Source organism: Shewanella sp. ANA-3 (genome assembly GCF_000203935.1).
GTDB lineage: Bacteria > Pseudomonadota > Gammaproteobacteria > Enterobacterales > Shewanellaceae > Shewanella.
The window spans coordinates 1,211,303-1,228,209 of record NC_008577.1 but is presented as its reverse complement, the minus strand read 5'-3'; the positions used below and the strand labels follow the sequence as shown (position 1 = coordinate 1,228,209).

The 16,907-nt window shown below is 47.7% G+C and carries 14 protein-coding genes; 2 read left to right on the top strand and 12 right to left on the bottom strand.

Going from position 1 to position 16,907, the window contains the following annotated elements; genetic code table 11:
- The first annotated feature begins 9 nt into the window (after positions 1–9).
- The gene (locus SHEWANA3_RS05505; RefSeq protein ID WP_011716158.1) at positions 10–2,382 is read left to right on the top strand and encodes a PilZ domain-containing protein; all 2,373 of its coding nucleotides are present in this window, start codon (positions 10–12) and stop codon (positions 2,380–2,382) included.
- 17 nt (positions 2,383–2,399) lie between these two features.
- Here SHEWANA3_RS05505 and SHEWANA3_RS05500 read toward each other — a convergent pair whose 3' ends face one another.
- Both SHEWANA3_RS05500 and serB read right to left on the bottom strand, forming a co-directional pair.
- Positions 2,400–3,401, bottom strand: a complete 1,002-nt coding sequence (locus tag SHEWANA3_RS05500; RefSeq protein WP_011716157.1) for an alpha/beta hydrolase — start codon at positions 3,399–3,401, stop codon at positions 2,400–2,402.
- A gap of 82 nt (positions 3,402–3,483) precedes the next feature.
- A complete protein-coding gene (serB, locus tag SHEWANA3_RS05495) occupies positions 3,484–4,476 on the bottom strand; it encodes a phosphoserine phosphatase SerB (protein WP_011716156.1) in 993 nt (330 codons plus the stop codon).
- 79 nt (positions 4,477–4,555) lie between these two features.
- Between serB and SHEWANA3_RS05490 the strand changes: the two genes are divergently transcribed.
- On the top strand, positions 4,556–5,740 hold the full coding sequence (locus SHEWANA3_RS05490; RefSeq protein ID WP_011716155.1) for an AhpA/YtjB family protein: 1,185 nt from the start codon (positions 4,556–4,558) through the stop codon (positions 5,738–5,740).
- A gap of 167 nt (positions 5,741–5,907) precedes the next feature.
- Here the strand turns inward: SHEWANA3_RS05490 and deoD are convergent, their stop codons facing one another.
- From deoD to nlpI, 10 genes are all read right to left on the bottom strand, one after another.
- Positions 5,908–6,618, bottom strand: coding sequence for a purine-nucleoside phosphorylase (gene deoD, locus SHEWANA3_RS05485; protein ID WP_011621831.1), 711 nt, complete (start codon positions 6,616–6,618; stop codon positions 5,908–5,910).
- A 91-nt stretch (positions 6,619–6,709) separates the two neighbouring features.
- Positions 6,710–7,924, bottom strand: coding sequence for a phosphopentomutase (locus SHEWANA3_RS05480; protein ID WP_011716154.1), 1,215 nt, complete (start codon positions 7,922–7,924; stop codon positions 6,710–6,712).
- Between the two features lie 9 nt (positions 7,925–7,933).
- Positions 7,934–9,265 carry a thymidine phosphorylase gene (deoA, locus tag SHEWANA3_RS05475; protein WP_011716153.1) on the bottom strand — a complete coding sequence of 444 codons (1,332 nt, stop codon included), beginning with the start codon at positions 9,263–9,265 and terminating at the stop codon, positions 7,934–7,936.
- 184 nt (positions 9,266–9,449) lie between these two features.
- Positions 9,450–10,220, bottom strand: a complete 771-nt coding sequence (deoC, locus tag SHEWANA3_RS05470; protein ID WP_011716152.1) for a deoxyribose-phosphate aldolase — start codon at positions 10,218–10,220, stop codon at positions 9,450–9,452.
- A gap of 414 nt (positions 10,221–10,634) precedes the next feature.
- Entirely contained in the window at positions 10,635–11,474 is an 840-nt protein-coding gene (locus SHEWANA3_RS05465) for an outer membrane protein OmpK (RefSeq protein WP_011716151.1), read from the bottom strand.
- Between the two features lie 335 nt (positions 11,475–11,809).
- The gene (locus SHEWANA3_RS05460) at positions 11,810–13,069 is read right to left on the bottom strand and encodes a NupC/NupG family nucleoside CNT transporter (protein ID WP_011716150.1); all 1,260 of its coding nucleotides are present in this window, start codon (positions 13,067–13,069) and stop codon (positions 11,810–11,812) included.
- 176 nt (positions 13,070–13,245) lie between these two features.
- Complete coding sequence (locus tag SHEWANA3_RS05455; RefSeq protein WP_041412946.1) at positions 13,246–14,010, bottom strand: TatD family hydrolase; 765 nt, start codon at positions 14,008–14,010, stop codon at positions 13,246–13,248.
- 10 nt (positions 14,011–14,020) lie between these two features.
- Positions 14,021–14,200 (bottom strand): hypothetical protein, encoded by a 180-nt coding sequence (locus SHEWANA3_RS23950; protein ID WP_041412565.1) that lies wholly within the window; start codon positions 14,198–14,200, stop codon positions 14,021–14,023.
- A gap of 71 nt (positions 14,201–14,271) precedes the next feature.
- Positions 14,272–15,852, bottom strand: a complete 1,581-nt coding sequence (prfC, locus tag SHEWANA3_RS05445; protein ID WP_011716148.1) for a peptide chain release factor 3 — start codon at positions 15,850–15,852, stop codon at positions 14,272–14,274.
- A gap of 99 nt (positions 15,853–15,951) precedes the next feature.
- Positions 15,952–16,854, bottom strand: a complete 903-nt coding sequence (gene nlpI / locus SHEWANA3_RS05440) for a lipoprotein NlpI (RefSeq protein WP_011621823.1) — start codon at positions 16,852–16,854, stop codon at positions 15,952–15,954.
- Positions 16,855–16,907: the final 53 nt, after the last annotated feature.

The following is a 16,907-nucleotide window of genomic DNA, read 5'->3' as shown; positions in this document are numbered from 1 at the left end:
AGACCCTACATGAGTTTAGATAACCATAATGCACTCATAGAACAGCTCAAGCCGCTACTCATGGAACCGAATTTCCAAGAGATTTTTCAGCAGCTGACTGCCGATGAAAACAATTCGACCCGTTTTCTGTTGAAAATGGAGTTGAATCGTTTGGCTTCGCCCTGCACCCGGATTATCGATCTTAGGGACAAGTCTGAGTTGCCCTGCACCGAAGTCATGCTTGGCCAGCAGCGCCATTTTCTCGATGAGCCCGCCAAGCATAGTCTGCAAGCGGCTATGTCTTTATACCGCAATAAGTACACCTTAGGGGTGTATGAATACGTCATCAATGCCCATCAACAGCGGCGACAAAAGCTACGTCAGGTGACGCAACAACCAGATGGCATCGAACCCGAACCTTTTATGGTGCCCGGTGTGGTGCTCGGCAGTTATTTTAATCGCGCTGAAGAACGGATGAATTACAGTATCCGCATTGCGGTGTCGCAACCCGGACGAACCGAAATGCCGGGGATCACCGTCGATTTATCGGTGGGCGGTGCGCGTATTCGCTTGGCGGCGAATCATCCCTTCGATCTCGACAAGCCCCTCAAGGTCAAACTGCTCGAGCTTAGTGAAGAATATTACTACCCCGATTTACAACTCGGGGTCGATTATCAGATTGTCGATAGCCAAACCAATGGTGAATTCATTTGGTTACGCTTACGCCGGATTGGTGGCACGGATGCCCTAGGTGAAATGCTGGGCAACTTAATCCGAGGCTACAAGCTCCGTTATAAACTGGATGTGAATGATGTCCTAGTGACGGCCTCTGGTCTGGGGTTCGAGCGCCATTACCTACCGCATCTGCCGCATTTGCCTTTGTTTCTCAGTCAGCAGTCCCAATCCATCAGCCATATGCTGCTGAGCCGCGACAATCAGCAGATAGTGCATTATTTTCAGGATGAGAATGATATCAGCCAATTGCCCGCCATGCTGACGCCAGCAAGACTCTCGGCGCTGGTCAATCATCCCGAAAACCCCGATTACGGATTGTTTTTTAGCTTTACCTACAACGCCCAAGGCTCACTGTATTTTTACTCGGCCACCTTAGCCGAATTAAAAGCCAAGGGCATGACGTCTTTATTCCTCGGTTTTGCCTCAACGAAACCGAGCTGGCGTATTTTCAAACTCATCCCAGATAAGATTTACCATGCGAAAGGTTATCGCCGTGCGACCTTACCGGGGGATGATGCTAAGTACAGCCCGCTGGTGGAACAGCAATTGTCCCAGTTCAGCCATATGCTGCAACTAATAGACCTTACCAATGAGGATGAAAGGGCTAGTTACAAGGCCTGGCAGGACGATAGCAATGCCAATGCGCTCAAAGCCTTTGGCCAACAGCGCCTGACGGCACACCAAATCAAGCCGGTTTCGATGCAATTTAGTGAGCGTCGACAGGAAGCGCGTTTTGCCTTCAAAACCTTAGTTAATGTGTCACAGGGAGCCTTAAAAGCGACGGGGATAAGCTTAGATATTTCTGGTCGAGGCATGCAGCTGACTCTGGATAATCCAACTGAGTTTGCCACCAACAAGCCAATAATGATCAGTTTGCCTAAGTTGCAGACCATTGCCGGTAAAACCCAACTGGATAATTTACCCTACCGCCTAGTGCGTACCCGTAAAAATGGCGTGACACTGCATTTAGCCGCAGTGATGGGCCATACGCCCCATGTTGGCGTGGAGTTTTTAAATAAACTGATCGCCCATAACCGTGAAAAACTCGAACAGCTAACCGAGAACAACAGCGAGATAAAAGAGCTGGCCGATGGTTTGAAAAACATTCTATTACGCGAGCTGCATTCGGTACCCTACTTTGTTGAAAAAACAACAAAATCTGCACAGGTCGCCTGTTTAGGGGTCAGCACTGAGCATGATGAGATCAGCGATATTTTTGCCGCTGGCTCCTCGGATACCCTGCAATATAATCTCGCGCCGCTACTAAAAGATGGATTCTTTAAACGGGATATTCTCGATCCTATCCGCCAAATGAAGCCACAACAGGATATGGATTTTATTGAGGTATTTATCCAATTGACCCGCCAGTCCCGCGGTCAATTCCATTTAAAATGTGTTCCCGCCACCGAGCTTGGAGATGCGCAGGCCAAAATCGCCTTTATCAACCAAAGTAAACTGGCGGGACGCTTTATGGCGCTGCGGATTTACCGTGGTGCGACTGAGAAACCGGATATGGGTTATCTGCGCCGCGAATTGGAATACATCAACATCCACGCCAACCACAGAGCGAAACAACTCGAGGAACAACTCTGGCGGATTATCGGTGTTGGTGAGCTACTCGATATCACCCAAGAGGTAGAGCTGCGCTACCCTGCTCTGCAAAAATAAACTAGGGGGGCATCGCCCTAGTCTTTTAACACTGCCAATTCAAACCCGAGATACCAATCGCGGATCAGCGGAAAATGGTCACCCATCGCATCCAGATGGGTCAGCATATCCGCATGACCATAGTCGTGTTTAAAGCCGTTCGCCTTTGAGAGCAGAGTGTATTTCACTTGGCGAAAACCACACTCAGAGATCATATCGGCGACATCTTCGGGATGCCCGAGCACAGTATCGTTTTGCCCAGCAATAAACCACGCGATGGGCCAGTTAGCCGCCTTCGCCGCCTTGCCATAATCGAAGCCATCATCATGGTCGAGCCACTCTCCACGCACCCAATCTATGCTTTGAGTTAACGAGGCGCGGCTCTCGTTATCCATACCGACACGCAGCTTATCGGCGGCGAGATACCCCTGCCCCACGGCTAAACTTGGGGCGAGGCGATTCCAAAACACATCGACCATCAACCATTTTTTAAAGGACTTCACTCGAATCGTGCGTTTACTGCCAAAGGTCAGCAGCGACCGCACACTCTGCTGCAATTCGGGATAACGCGCTAAGGCGCTTGCCATCAACACGCCGCCCCAAGAATGCGCACACCAATGCAGCTGCGATGGTGCAGGCTTTCCCTGTTCTTGGCAAAGCTGTTGATGCATAGTCAAAATAGACTGCTGCACTAATGGCAGCTGCTCGCGGATCACCTCCCCTTGCCCCAGAGTAAAGCCACGCGCAATTTTGGGCAGACTCATACCCCTGCCCGCCGTATCCAGCACATAAACCACAAAGCCCGCCTGAGCGAGAAAACATCCTAAGCCTCGACCACTTTGGCTGTAAAATACCCGGCCATTGGACATGGCACCATGCAACATAAGGATCGGTGGCTTCGAAAAATCCGCATTGGCAGGCAACAACTGACGCAGATGCAGCTGTCCATCTCGGTACGGAATATAGAAGGAAGTTTGTGCAGGCGTTGGCGCCGAGTGTTGGGATGCAGGGGAAGTCAAAGTCAGTCGCTGGTAGTCCATTAATGAACACTAAACTACCAGCTAAGCGTCAAAAAACAAGAGTCATTACTCTAATGTTAACGACTCGGATACAGAGGATGAATTAAAACTGCAGCAGATAAGGCAATACACGCAGATCTAAACTGCGGATCCGCGCATCCGCCGCTGCCGCAAGTTTAGGCTTGGCATGGAAGGCAATCCCAAAGTCCGCCGCCTGAACCATAGGGATATCGTTGGCACCGTCACCGATGGCGACACGCTGCCCAGCAGGGATCTGCCAGTCTTGGCTACAACGGTTAACCACATAGGCCTTAAACTGGGCATCGACGACTTTCCCCGTGACGGTTCCCGCAAGCTTACCGTCCGCAATCACTAATTCATTGGCAAAGGCCGCGTCTAAATTCAGCAGCTGTTTTAAGTGACCTACAAACGGCGTGAAACCGCCTGACGCGACAACCAAACGCCAATGGTGCGACTTAAGCTCGGTCAGCATGGCCTCAAGGCCCGGCATCAGTGGCAAAGTGTCACACAAGGTTTGAATAATCTTGGCATCGGCGCCCTGAAGTTGGGCAACCCTTTGGCGCAAACTCTGCTCGAAATCGAGCTCGCCTTGCATGGCGCGCTCTGTGATTGCCGCCACTTGCTCGCCGACCCCTGCCATAGCGGCAAGTTCGTCGATACATTCAATTTGGATCGCGGTAGAATCCATGTCCATCACCAGTAAACCGGGCTCGCTCAGTTTAGGTAATGGGCCGCGAATAAGGTGTAACTCCACCAGTGATGGACAAGTGGCTAACAACTCGGCACTCGGCTCCACGGGAAGCGCTAATTCAACACAATGCAGCGCGACTTGACGGCGAATAGGTGCGATGGAGAGCGAAGTTAATTTAAGGCTTTTAGCCAGAGAAACAATCCAAGCCGCTAATGAGTCTTCAATGCTTAAATCTTCGTAAATCAGACGCATAGCAAATCCGCTCTGGGATGGCCGCGTAGACGATTCCTGATAAGTCTCGAAACTGAGCCCCTGATATTCAAAGCGAGGTGAAGGGCTAGCAGCTAACCATACAAACAGCGCATTTTGGTTCAAGCTTTCCATAGGACTCGTGTTCTCCAACTATCGGGCTCACTCAGAATCAATTATGATTAGGCAAGCGCTCTAACTATTAAGGGTCAAAGTGTTATATCTTAAAGGGCTAAAGAAAAGCCATAAAATCAGTAGACTGCTCCAAATCGCCATCGCCTTGACCTTGATGGTCGGCTTAGTGCAATTGTGGCAGACAAGCCTACTACAAGGTCAGCTGCTTCTAAAGTCCCAAACGCAAAAGATGGCCAGATTACTGGTGCAACAAACGGCCTACAGCGCGGCGCCCGCCCTGCAATTGCAAAACGATGAACAGCTCCAATGGCTGGCCAGCGCCTTAGTCGAAGATCCTAAGGTGATGTCGGCGGCTATTTTCAGCGACCAAGGTATACGCTTAGCCTTCGCCCAAAGCCTGACCAATGAAGCCTTAGATCCCGAATCCGAAGACATGAGTTTGCTCCTAAGCAAGTATCCGCCCTATGTCGAACCCGTGATCCAAGATGGAAAAAATTTAGGCTATGTCGAGGTTAGACTCGATACCAAACTATTTTTTAATGAAATCAAAGAGGCACATAACCTGAATATGGAGCAGCAGCAAATGATGCTGCTGGTTGCCGGCCTTATCGGCATGTTGTTATCACGCGCCTTGTCCTTTAAGCGCGCCGATTTTGACCGACGTCGCACCCGCGCCAAATTGCGTAAAAACCCTAAGAAGAATAAAGCCATAAAAGCAGCCGAGGAACCTACAGCCGCGGATAATCAAGATACGCAGCAGGATGCAGTTATCGCAAGTGACACTGAGGCTCAGCAAAAGCCAACAGAAGCTAAGAAGGCAAAAGAAAGCAAAGCAGCAACAGATCTCGACACTCAGCCCTTGGATAAATCGGCAGCAGGTAAAGCGCCGGATGAAGACAGCAACGAAGCAATTGCCGAACCTAAAGCAAGGAAAACCAAAGCAACCACAGGGACAAAAGCTGTGCTTGCGCCAGAACTCGTAGCATCAGAGAAAGCGCTTGATGTGAAGCCAGAGCTTAAACCAGAGAAAGATACAAAGGATGGGGCATCATCTGAGTCTACGTCTCTGTCTCAGTCTAAAGCGGATACCAAGGAACAGACGACCCAAGCGACAGCTTCAACAACTGAGTCGCAAAGCTCTACGCCAGCACCAAATAAACCTAAGGTTAAATCGGTGCGCCGAGTCAAAACCAATGCGGCCAAATCCACCGCGGAGAAAGCCCCGGCACAACCGAGCGATTTAGATACCGATTCTACGGGTTAATAGAAGCGTATCTGCCCAAACTGAAGCGTCTTGGGTTCAGCGCCGCCTTGCAAAATTATCCATCTAAGAGCCAGCAACACAGCTAAGCCGATTGAACTTGAAGATACGAGGCAATAAAAAAGGGTTCGCAATGCGAACCCTTTTTTTATAACGAGATTAGCGACAGATTACAGCGTAATTGCTGCGTCTAATGTCATCACGATCATATCGTTGAACGTGGTTTGACGCTCATCAGAAGTGGTTTTCTCGCCAGTACGGATATGGTCAGATACAGTTACCACACACAGTGCACGAGCACCGAATTCATGGGCAACACCATATAAACCAGCGGCTTCCATCTCTACGCCTAACACGCCCATTTTTTCCATCACGTCAAACATTTGTGGATCAGGAGTGTAGAACAGATCGGCAGAGAAAACGTTACCAACACGGATCTTAGTGCCTTTCACTTTGGCAGATTCGATCACGGCATTCATCAGCTCGTAGTTCGCGATAGCAGCGAAATCTTGGCCTTTGAAACGTAAACGGTTAACTTGAGAATCGGTACAAGCACCCATGCCGATGATCACATCGCGCACTTTAACGTCAGTGCTGATCGCGCCACAAGTACCCACGCGGATCAGGTTCTTAACACCGTAGTCTTTAATTAATTCAGTTGCATAGATTGAGCATGAAGGAATACCCATGCCTGAACCCATAACAGAAATACGTTTACCTTTGTAAGTACCGGTAAAACCTAGCATGTTTCGAACGTCAGTCACTTGCTCAACATTTTCTAAGAATGTTTCAGCAATATATTTTGCACGTAATGGATCGCCTGGAAACAGAACTGTCTCAGCGAATGCGCCCTCTACAGCATTAATGTGTGGTGTTGCCATCGAAATAACCCCTGTTTATTTTATTAAGACTTAAGTCTTTGTTTACTGGCGGCCCAATGTTGGCCGCCAAATCGAGATCTTGCACGTTTACTTAGATAAACGACTCACCGTATTCCATCGGCTCAAGCTTGAAGTAGCTTGCGATAGATTGACCGATATCGGCGAAACTGTTACGGCGACCGAGTGACCCCGCTTTCAGCCCTGCGCCATAGGCCAATACAGGCACATATTCACGAGTATGGTCAGTACCTTGCCATGTTGGGTCGCAACCATGGTCAGCGGTGAGGATTAACAGATCGTCCTCATCCAGCAGCGCCAGCATTTCAGGTAAACGCGAGTCGAAATACTCCAGCCCTTTCGCATAACCTGCTACATCACGGCGGTGGCCATAGTGGGAGTCAAAATCAACAAAGTTAGTGAATACGATAGTATTTTCACCCGCTGATTTCACTTCGGCTAACGTTGCATCAAATAACGCTTCTAAACCGTTTGCCTTCACCTTTTTGGTGATGCCACAGTAAGCGTAAATGTCGGCAATCTTGCCCACACTCACCACTTCACCACCGGCGGCTTTTAACTTATCTAACACTGTCTTCGCTGGCGGCTCGAGGGAGTAATCCTTACGGTTACCAGTACGAGCAAAGTCGCTTGGGCCAGTACCATCGAATGGACGCGCAATCACGCGGCCAATGTTATAAGGTTCTAACTCTTCACGGGCGATTTCGCAAAGACGATATAAATTTTCTAAGCCAAATGTGCCTTCATGGCATGCAATCTGGAATACAGAATCTGCCGAGGTGTAAAAAATTGGCTTACCAGAGCGCATGTGCTCTTCGCCTAATTCTTCCAGAATAGTAGTACCAGAAGCATGGCAGTTACCTAAAAAGCCATCGAGTCCCGCACGGGCCAAAATCTTATCGGTCAGCTCTTTAGGGAATGAGTTTTGGTGCTCGCTAAAATAGCCCCATTCGAATAATACGGGTACTCCCGCCATTTCCCAGTGACCGCTCGGGGTATCTTTACCCGAACTTAATTCCTGAGCATGGCCATAGGCACCAATCAACTCAACATTGTCCGCAAAGCCTGGAGCAAACGCCCCCGTGCTTTCCATCGCCGCATGGGCTAACCCTAAACGGGCCAAGTTTGGCAGCGTTAACGGACCTTCACGGCCGATATCGGCTTCACCTTCGGCACACGCTTTAGCGATATGGCCAAATGTGTCAGAACCTAGATCCCCAAACTTGGCGGCGTCACCAGCAGCGCCCACGCCAAAGGAATCCAACATCATTATAACTGTACGTTTCATAATTCTTCCTTAAAGATCCGAAGCTCGAATATAAGCATAGATCTCAGGTGTTTTTTCTGGAGCGACTTCATCGATATGAATCGCTTTTTTCACCGCTTCTTCTGCCTGCGCAAAGGCTTCTTCAGATTGCGCGTGGATCACAGCAATCGGCGTAGAAGCATCAATTTTATCGCCAAGGGCACAGACTTGCGTCAAACCAACACTGTAGTCGAGTGCATCACCAGGTTTGCGACGACCACCACCTAAGGTAACCACGGCTAAACCGAGTTCGCGGGTATCCATGCTGTAAGCATAACCTTGGGTATCCGCAAAGACAGGGCGAATAATTTGTGATTGCGGTAAGTACTTACTGTAGTTTTCGACAAAATCGACGGGGCCACCGAGGCCTGAAACCATCTTGCCAAAGATCTCGGCAGCACGGCCGTTGTCTAGCACGCGGTTCAACTTGGCACGGGCATCGGCTTCATCGCTCGCCAGACCACCCAGGAGTAACATCTCGGCACATAGCCCCATAGTCACTGCGTAGAGGCGAGGATTACGGTAAGCACCGGTTAAAAAATCGATGGCTTCTTTCACTTCAACCGCATTACCCGCACATGAGGCTAACACTTGGTTCATGTCGGTGAGTAAGGCCGTCGTTTTAGTACCTGCGCCATTGGCTACCGCCGCAATGCTGCGAGCAAGCTCTTCAGAGGCTTCGTAAGTTGGCATAAATGCGCCGCTACCGACTTTGACGTCCATCGCCAATGCATCGAGACTACAAGCTAATTTCTTAGAGAGAATTGAGGCGGTGATGAGGGAGATGGATTCGACGGTCGCAGTGTTGTCACGGATGGAATAAAAACGTTTATCGGCGGGAACCAGATCGCCAGTTTGGCCGATAATCGCCACACCAACGTCTTTAACTACTTTGCGGAACAATTCACTCGAAGGTTCGGTTTGATAACCGGGAATAGCGTCGAACTTATCGAGCGTACCGCCTGTGTGTCCGAGTCCGCGACCCGAAATCATCGGCACATAACCACCGCAAGCCGCAGCCATGGGGCCGAGCATGAGACTAATCACATCACCGACACCACCTGTACTGTGTTTATCGATGACAGGGCCATTCAGACCAAGTGATTGCCAGTTGAGTACAGTGCCAGAATCGCGCATTGCCGTGGTCAAAGCGATTCTTTCATCCATATTCATGTCATTAAAATACACAGCCATGCCTAGTGCGGCGATCTGACCTTCCGACACTGCATTAGTGGTTATGCCCTTAACGAAGAACTGGATCTCTTCTGTACTTAAGGCTAACCCATTGCGTTTCTTACGTATAATTTCCTGAGCTAGAAACATGATACTGCCTCCAAGCTAAATACTAATACAACATATCCGTTATTTAGCTTTGCAATGAAACATCAAAACTGTAGCAATATTACAATTACATGCTATCGAAGTTTTGATGTTTCCAACTAGATTTAGGTCACACTTAATTAGTTTCGATATACGATTTTGGTATTAATCGAGATGCAATGTTCGATTAATAGCCTTGAGTCGGCTTAGGCGCATCGGCTAATTCTAATGTGTGTAACAAGCTGTTGAGTAAGCTTGAAGCACCAAATCTAAAGGTACGTGGAGAGACCCAATCCGCACCGAGAATACGCTCAGCCACACCTAAAAACTCTGCAGCTTGAGCAGCATCACGTACGCCGCCAGCAGGCTTAAAGCCCACTTTGGTGTTCTTTTCACTGATCACAGTCAGCATGATTTCGGCCGCTTCAAGGGTCGCGTTGACAGGTACTTTACCGGTAGAGGTCTTGATAAAATCAGCACCCGCATCGATAGACAGTTCAGAGGCGCGGCGGATAAGCGCAGGATCGGCTAATACACCTGATTCGATAATCACTTTCAGTAATACATCGCCACAGGCTTCTTTACAGGCTTTGACTAACTCGTAACCGACACTTTCGTTACCTTCCATCAGCGCGCGGTATGGGAATACCACGTCAACTTCATCGGCACCATAGGCAACGGCGGCACGGGTTTCTAATACAGCAATAGCAATATCATCGTTACCGTGTGGGAAATTGGTTACTGTTGCGATTTGAATGTCTTCTGCGCCCAGCTCATCGAGGGTCTTACGTGCGATAGGAATGAAGCGAGGATAGATACAGATGGCAGCAGTATTACCCGCTGGTGTCACGGCTTTGTGACACAGGTCGATCACTTTCTGATCGGTATCGTCATCGTTTAAGGTGGTTAAATCCATAAGTTCGATGGCGCGTTGTGCTGCTTTTTTTAAATCAGTCATAATAGCTCTCCAAAATAAAAAACAAATAAATAGAAATCAGTCGCTTATACGCAACGCTCAGAGCTGGCATTATTTTGATTATTTTTATATGGCCGGGCCTTCAGGCGATGCCGAGTAATTTGTGTAGGGCAAATTACATTTTTATTAGGTATTCAATCTTGCCTATGCATAACACATACGCATCCTGACACTTAAATGAACTATAAGTGATCACGACTTGAATCCTTGAAGACCGGAAGAGAGGATACGAATAATGTCTTGTTCCTACTTTTCCGCGAAAAATCCGTTTTAGCGCGAGAAAAACACAAACCTTTATATAAACGCACTGCTCAAATTATAAATGGGTTTAGATAAAGATTCATGACACATAAAAGATGGAGCCGCCATCGCGGCTCCAACGGCTTTTACAAGAAATTAGAACTTGTAAGTAGCTGACAGGTAGTGAGACCAACCTGTTGATTCTAGAGCCAGTGCACCAGCACCGTCTTCTAACAGGTAAACGTCTTTGAAGCCTTTCAAGCCATAGCCCAGAGCGTAACGATCTGAGTGCCAGTATAGACCGAAGAAGATGTTACCACCGTTAGAGGTTTTTGGTACGAAAGCAGTCTTGTCTTCGTCAGCACCGAATTGGTAATCGATGTAACCTTGGAATGACAGGAAGCTCTTGTTGTCGAAGAAGTAGAAAGGCTTGAACCAGTTAGCAGAGAATTGGTAACCGTTCCACTCTTTCGCGTTCATGTCGTAATAACCGTACAGGTTCATACCTGTTTTGCCTAACCAAGGCACGTTTACGTCAGCACCAACACCCCAGAAAGTAGAGTTAACGCCTTCACCGTTCAGACCGTCCCAGTTGAACAGAGTAGAGAAGTAAACTTCTTGTACTGGACCGAAAGATAAATCTTTACCAGTTAATGCATCGATAGAAACACGTGGAGCAAATTTCATGAACAGTTTGCTGGTGCCTGAACCTGGGTTCTTGTCACCGTCTTTGGTGTTCTCGTTTGCTAAGTTGAATACGTCAACATAACCATACAGATCGAAAATACCAGAACGGCCGCCGAACTCCATTTCTAAGTAGTTGTGTTGGTCGCCAGAAGCTGGGTTATCAGGCTTTTCGCCGATAGAGTACATAGCGTTGAACTGCATCCACTTGTAGTCAGAACCGTGAAGGTCTGAACGGTCTGCAGCAAATGCGTTACCAGACATTGCAGCTACTGCTGTAGCAGCTAAAGCTAAAGTTTTAACGTTTTTCATCATCAACCCCATTATTTTGTTTGCTACCGTCAAGGGTAGCGTTCTTTTTGTGGCGCTCGCATTCTACCTCGATTAAAAAAAATCTCAATAATCTGGCGTAAAATCACGAACACAAAATTCTTAATTGTGAACAAAGTCGCGACTTGTTGTTTACGATTAATTAACTTAACCGTACGTCACGACTGTTAAGACAGCATCACAGCTAAAGTCTAGTTGTAATCTGGCCTATACAATCGGGAAATATTCACTACTGGAAAATGGTTGAATTAACTTAGGTCCCGCCCTGCATGGTCAGGACCCAGTTAGTGGGGAGCGTCTCCCCTACACGTCTATGCTTAGATAGCTAAGAACAGACCTGCAATTGTTGCACTCATTAAGTTAGCTAAAGAACCGGCGATAACAGCACGGATACCTAACTTAGCTAAATCGTGACGACGGTTAGGAGCCATAGCACCTAAACCACCTAGCAGAATCGCAATAGAAGACAAGTTAGCGAAACCACACAGTGCAAATGAAATAATCGCTTTGGTTCTGTCAGTCATTGCTAAACCAGTGTCAGCAACAATCATACCGCCATCAGCGATGTCTTTTAGGTATGGAGCAAAGTTCAGGTAAGCTACGAATTCGTTAACAACGATCTTCTGACCGATGAAAGAACCAGCAACCAGTGCTTCGTTCCAAGGTACACCGATTAAGAAAGCTAAAGGCATGAAGATGTAACCAAGGATCAGTTCCAGTGTTAAACCTTCAACACCGAACCAACCACCTACACCACCGATGATGCCGTTGATCATTGCGATCAAACCAACGAAGGCTAACAGCATTGCACCAACGTTTAACGCTAAGTGCATACCAGATGAAGCACCCGCAGCAGCAGCGTCTAATACGTTAGCTGGCTTATCAGGATCTTCTGGTAATTCATCCATGTCGTTTTTAGCAACTTCAGTCTCTGGGTGCATCAGTTTAGCCATTAATAGACCACCTGGTGCCGCCATGAATGACGCAGCAACTAAGTACTCAATAGGCACGCCCATTTGTGCGTAACCAGCCAGTACTGAACCTGCGATAGAAGCTAAACCACCCACCATGATCGCAAACAGTTCTGATTGAGTCATAGTTGGGATGAATGGACGAACCACTAACGGCGCTTCAGTTTGACCAACGAAGATGTTAGCAGTCGCTGACATAGATTCAGTACGGCTTGTGCCTAATGCTTTTTGCAGACCACCACCGATGATACGGATGATCCACTGCATGATGCCTAAGTAGTACAGAACGGCGATCAGAGAAGAGAAGAACACGATAACTGGCAACACGTTTACCGCGAAGATAAAGCCAAGTTTGAAGTTAGCTAAATCACCGAACAGGAAGCCGATACCGTTTTGTGCATAACCGATAACGCTAGAAACCGCGTCAGATACACTTTTCAGGATATCTTTACCGACAGGAACGTACAGTACAAAACCACCGAAGGCGGCCTGGATGGCTAATGCACCACCCACAGTACGCAAGTTAATTGCTTTTTTGTTATTCGATAGGAGGAAACCTATCGCAAGTAGGACGACCACCCCTACTAAGCTCATCAATATATTCATTAACCATCACCCTATTGTTAACACTTTTTAATTATGTTGTTAATCAACCTATTTCCGAGTCAGATTATACCCGAGAGAAAGTCGAAAATCGTCGTTTTGATCAAAATTTTGGAGTTTAATTTCAACCGCTTAGAGCAAAATGCTATTGCGACCTACACCTGTTTAACCAAAAACAACTAAAGGTCAAACAGTTGCATTGCATTCGACACCAAGTGTTCTGATATTAGAACACTAGATTTTTTTTGCAAAGTTGCAATTTTGTCTATAAAAAGTACAGCGTTAGCGGGTTGATTCCGTTTTTCTGTAACATTTTGCGGGGTCATGGCTGGAGAATCAGTCTCAAGTAGGAAGCTGTCTAGGGGCAATTCGCTGACGGTTTTGAGCAGTTTTTTCGCATTGGGATTCATCACTAAGCCCCCAATACCTAGCTTAAAACCCAACTTAATATATTCAGCAGCTATATCGGGACTGCCAGAAAAGGCGTGTATTACGCCACCTTTTGGGAGTTTGTGGCGCTTTAAATGGGACAATACCTCTTGATGAGCTTTGACTGCATGGACGATAACGGGCAAGTTCAGCTCATTGGCGAGAGTTAGCTGCGCATCGAAAAATGCTAACTGTTTACTCCAATTATCAGCATAAAGTTTGTCTAATCCGCATTCACCAATAGCAACAAAACGGGGACATTCTCGTAACTGAGAAACTTGAAATGTTAATGCAGAAATAGCCTTATCAACATCTTCGGGGCAAAACCAAGGATGGATACCTAAGGCAAAATAACATTGATATTGCTCTGCAATCGCCAACTGCTTTTCCCAATGCAGCGGGGAAACTCCCGGAATAATCAGATTATCGATGCCCGCTTGTCGCATACGCTGCACGACCTGTTCGCGGTCACTATCAAACTCTGCGAAATCGAGGTGTGCGTGGGTATCTAGCATCATCAATCTGTTACTCCGATTTTGTTTCTCCTTGGGGTGCAGGCGCCTTTTCTTGGCAATTCGGCTTGTTGCGGGCTAATGGCGGGTCCTCCAATCGAGGCATACAACAACGGCGATTCTCTGGCGTCAGCCCCATCTTGTCACACCAACGAATATAGGCACGCCACGCCCGAGTTATCCAATGAATCATGAGTCATCCCACAAATTGTAGATACAAAAAAGGCGGTGAATCACCGCCTTTTAGCCTAGGTTACTTACCTGTTAGTGTTCGCGCGTTTTAGCGAACTCGATATCAGGGTATCTTTCCATCGAAAGATTTAAGTTAACCATAGTTGGCGCAATATAAGTTAAGTTATCGCCACCATCGAGCGCCAAGTTTTGGCTGCACTTACGGCGGAACTCTTCTAGCTTACGCTCATCTTTACAATAAACCCAGCGTGCCGTTGAAACGCTAATACCTTCGTAAATCGCTTCAACGTTGTACTCGCTCTTTAAGCGGCCGACAACCACTTCAAACTGCAGCACACCCACAGCCCCAACGATCAAATCGTTCGAATCTAATGGACGGAATACCTGCACAGCACCTTCTTCAGACAACTGAACTAGGCCCTTAAGCAATTGTTTTTGCTTGAGTGGATCACGCAGACGAATACGGCGGAACATTTCAGGTGCGAAGTTAGGTACACCGGTAAAGCGGAACTTTTCACCTTGGGTGAAAGTATCACCAATACGAATGGTCCCATGGTTATGTAAACCAATAATATCACCAGGATACGCCACTTCAGCACGTTCTCGGTCACCCGCCATAAAGGTCAAGGCATCACTGACGTTAACATCTTTGCCAATGCGCACATGGTGCATCTTCATGCCTTGCTCATAGCGACCCGAGCAAACGCGCATAAAGGCAACGCGGTCACGGTGTTTAGGATCCATGTTAGCTTGGATTTTAAACACAAAACCGGTGAATTTTTCTTCGTCAGGCATGATCATCCGCGCATCGCTTTCACGAGGCAACGGCTTTGGCGCCCACTCCACAATACCATCGAGGATATGGTCAACACCGAAGTTACCCAATGCAGTACCGAAGAAGACTGGCGTAAGTTCACCCTTTAAGAAGGCTTGATGATCAAATTCATTCGATGCACCGCGAACCAACTCCATTTCATCACGTAAATCGGCAGCATAACTACCAATCGCCTTATCCAGCTCAGGGTTATCGATGCCTTCAATCACGCGGCGCTCTTGAATCGTGTGTCCCATACCGCTCTGATACAGTACCACTTCATCACGCAGAATATGGTAAACACCTTTGAACTCTTTACCGCTGCCAATAGGCCAAGTGATAGGCGCACAGGCGATATTAAGAACATCTTCAACCTCATCCATCAGTTCGATGGGATCGCGAATATCACGGTCGAGTTTGTTCATAAAGGTGACGATAGGCGTATCGCGCAGACGCGTGACTTCCATCAATTTGATGGTACGATCCTCTACCCCTTTTGCCGAGTCGATAACCATCAAGCAAGAGTCAACCGCCGTCAAGGTGCGGTAAGTATCTTCTGAGAAGTCTTCGTGGCCGGGAGTATCGAGTAGGTTAACGAGCGCGCCACCATAGGGGAACTGCATGACAGACGTAGTAATCGAAATACCACGGTCTTTTTCCATTTCCATCCAGTCAGACTTAGCATGCTGACCCGATTTTTTGCCCTTAACGGTACCCGCTTTCTGCAGCGCGTTTCCGAATAACAGCACTTTTTCGGTAATGGTGGTTTTACCCGCGTCGGGGTGCGATATAATCGCGAAGGTGCGACGTTTATCGACCTCTACTTTATTGTCTGACATTTAACCTATGCACTCGTATCGCTAAAAAAGGCGCAAATTATAGCGCCTCAGTACGTACTTGGCTAGGTAAAGCCCAAGATGTGTCTCGGGCGATATGGCTTATTTTGTGCCTTCGAGCAAACCTTTAACTTTGGCTAACTCAATTCGCGCGTATCTGTGCTCAACAAAGTCATAGATATTGGTCGCGAGGGCAAGACGGAAATAATTCGCCGCCTCTTGGTATTGATTCTTGGCGATTTCGATTTTCGCGAGGTAGAAATACGCTTCACACAAACGCTCAGCATATTCTTTGGGGTGGGTCAGGCCTAACTTGGCGTCAGCAAAAACCTGCTCGCGGCTCTTAGCACCGAGGTAATAATCAACAATTACGGTTGACCAGGCATCGGCTTCCAGTCCCTTGCGGTGCTCCTGTAACTGACGTTTAGCTTCCTCAGCGTTATCCTTTGACTGGATGAGATATAACCACAGGGCGCGGTAACCGTCTTTATTATCGCCGGCATAAAACGCCTGCATATCTTTTAAGGCGAGATCGTTCCGATCACCATAATAAAGCGCAATGCCGCGATTCAAATAGGCATAATCATAGTTTGGCGACAGCTCTAATACCCCATCAAACGCCTCATAAGCGCTATCGTATTCACCCTCTTGGGTGTAATAAATACCAAGGAAATTATAGGCATCGGCTAAGTCGGGTTGCAGTTTAAGCGCCTGCATAAAATCGATACGCGCCATTAAGCGTAAACCAACGCTGTCGTAAATCACGCCACGGTCGTAATGAAAACGTGCGCGCTGCTCGTTGGTTAGCTCAACCGCCGATAATATTTCATTCAGCTTGGCAAGGGTGACTTCAACTTTATAGTCTGGCATCACGGGGGCGATGACTAACTTGCCTTCAACGTCATTTTGGTTGTCTAAGGGAGACTTAGTGGTCGCACATCCAGCCAACATCAAGCTGGCACCCGCCAGCACAGCAACAACAGCGGTTCTAATTTTAAGACTCATCCATTTCTACCTTTTTAGATTCCCAACCCACGCAGAAGAATGTTCATGATAGC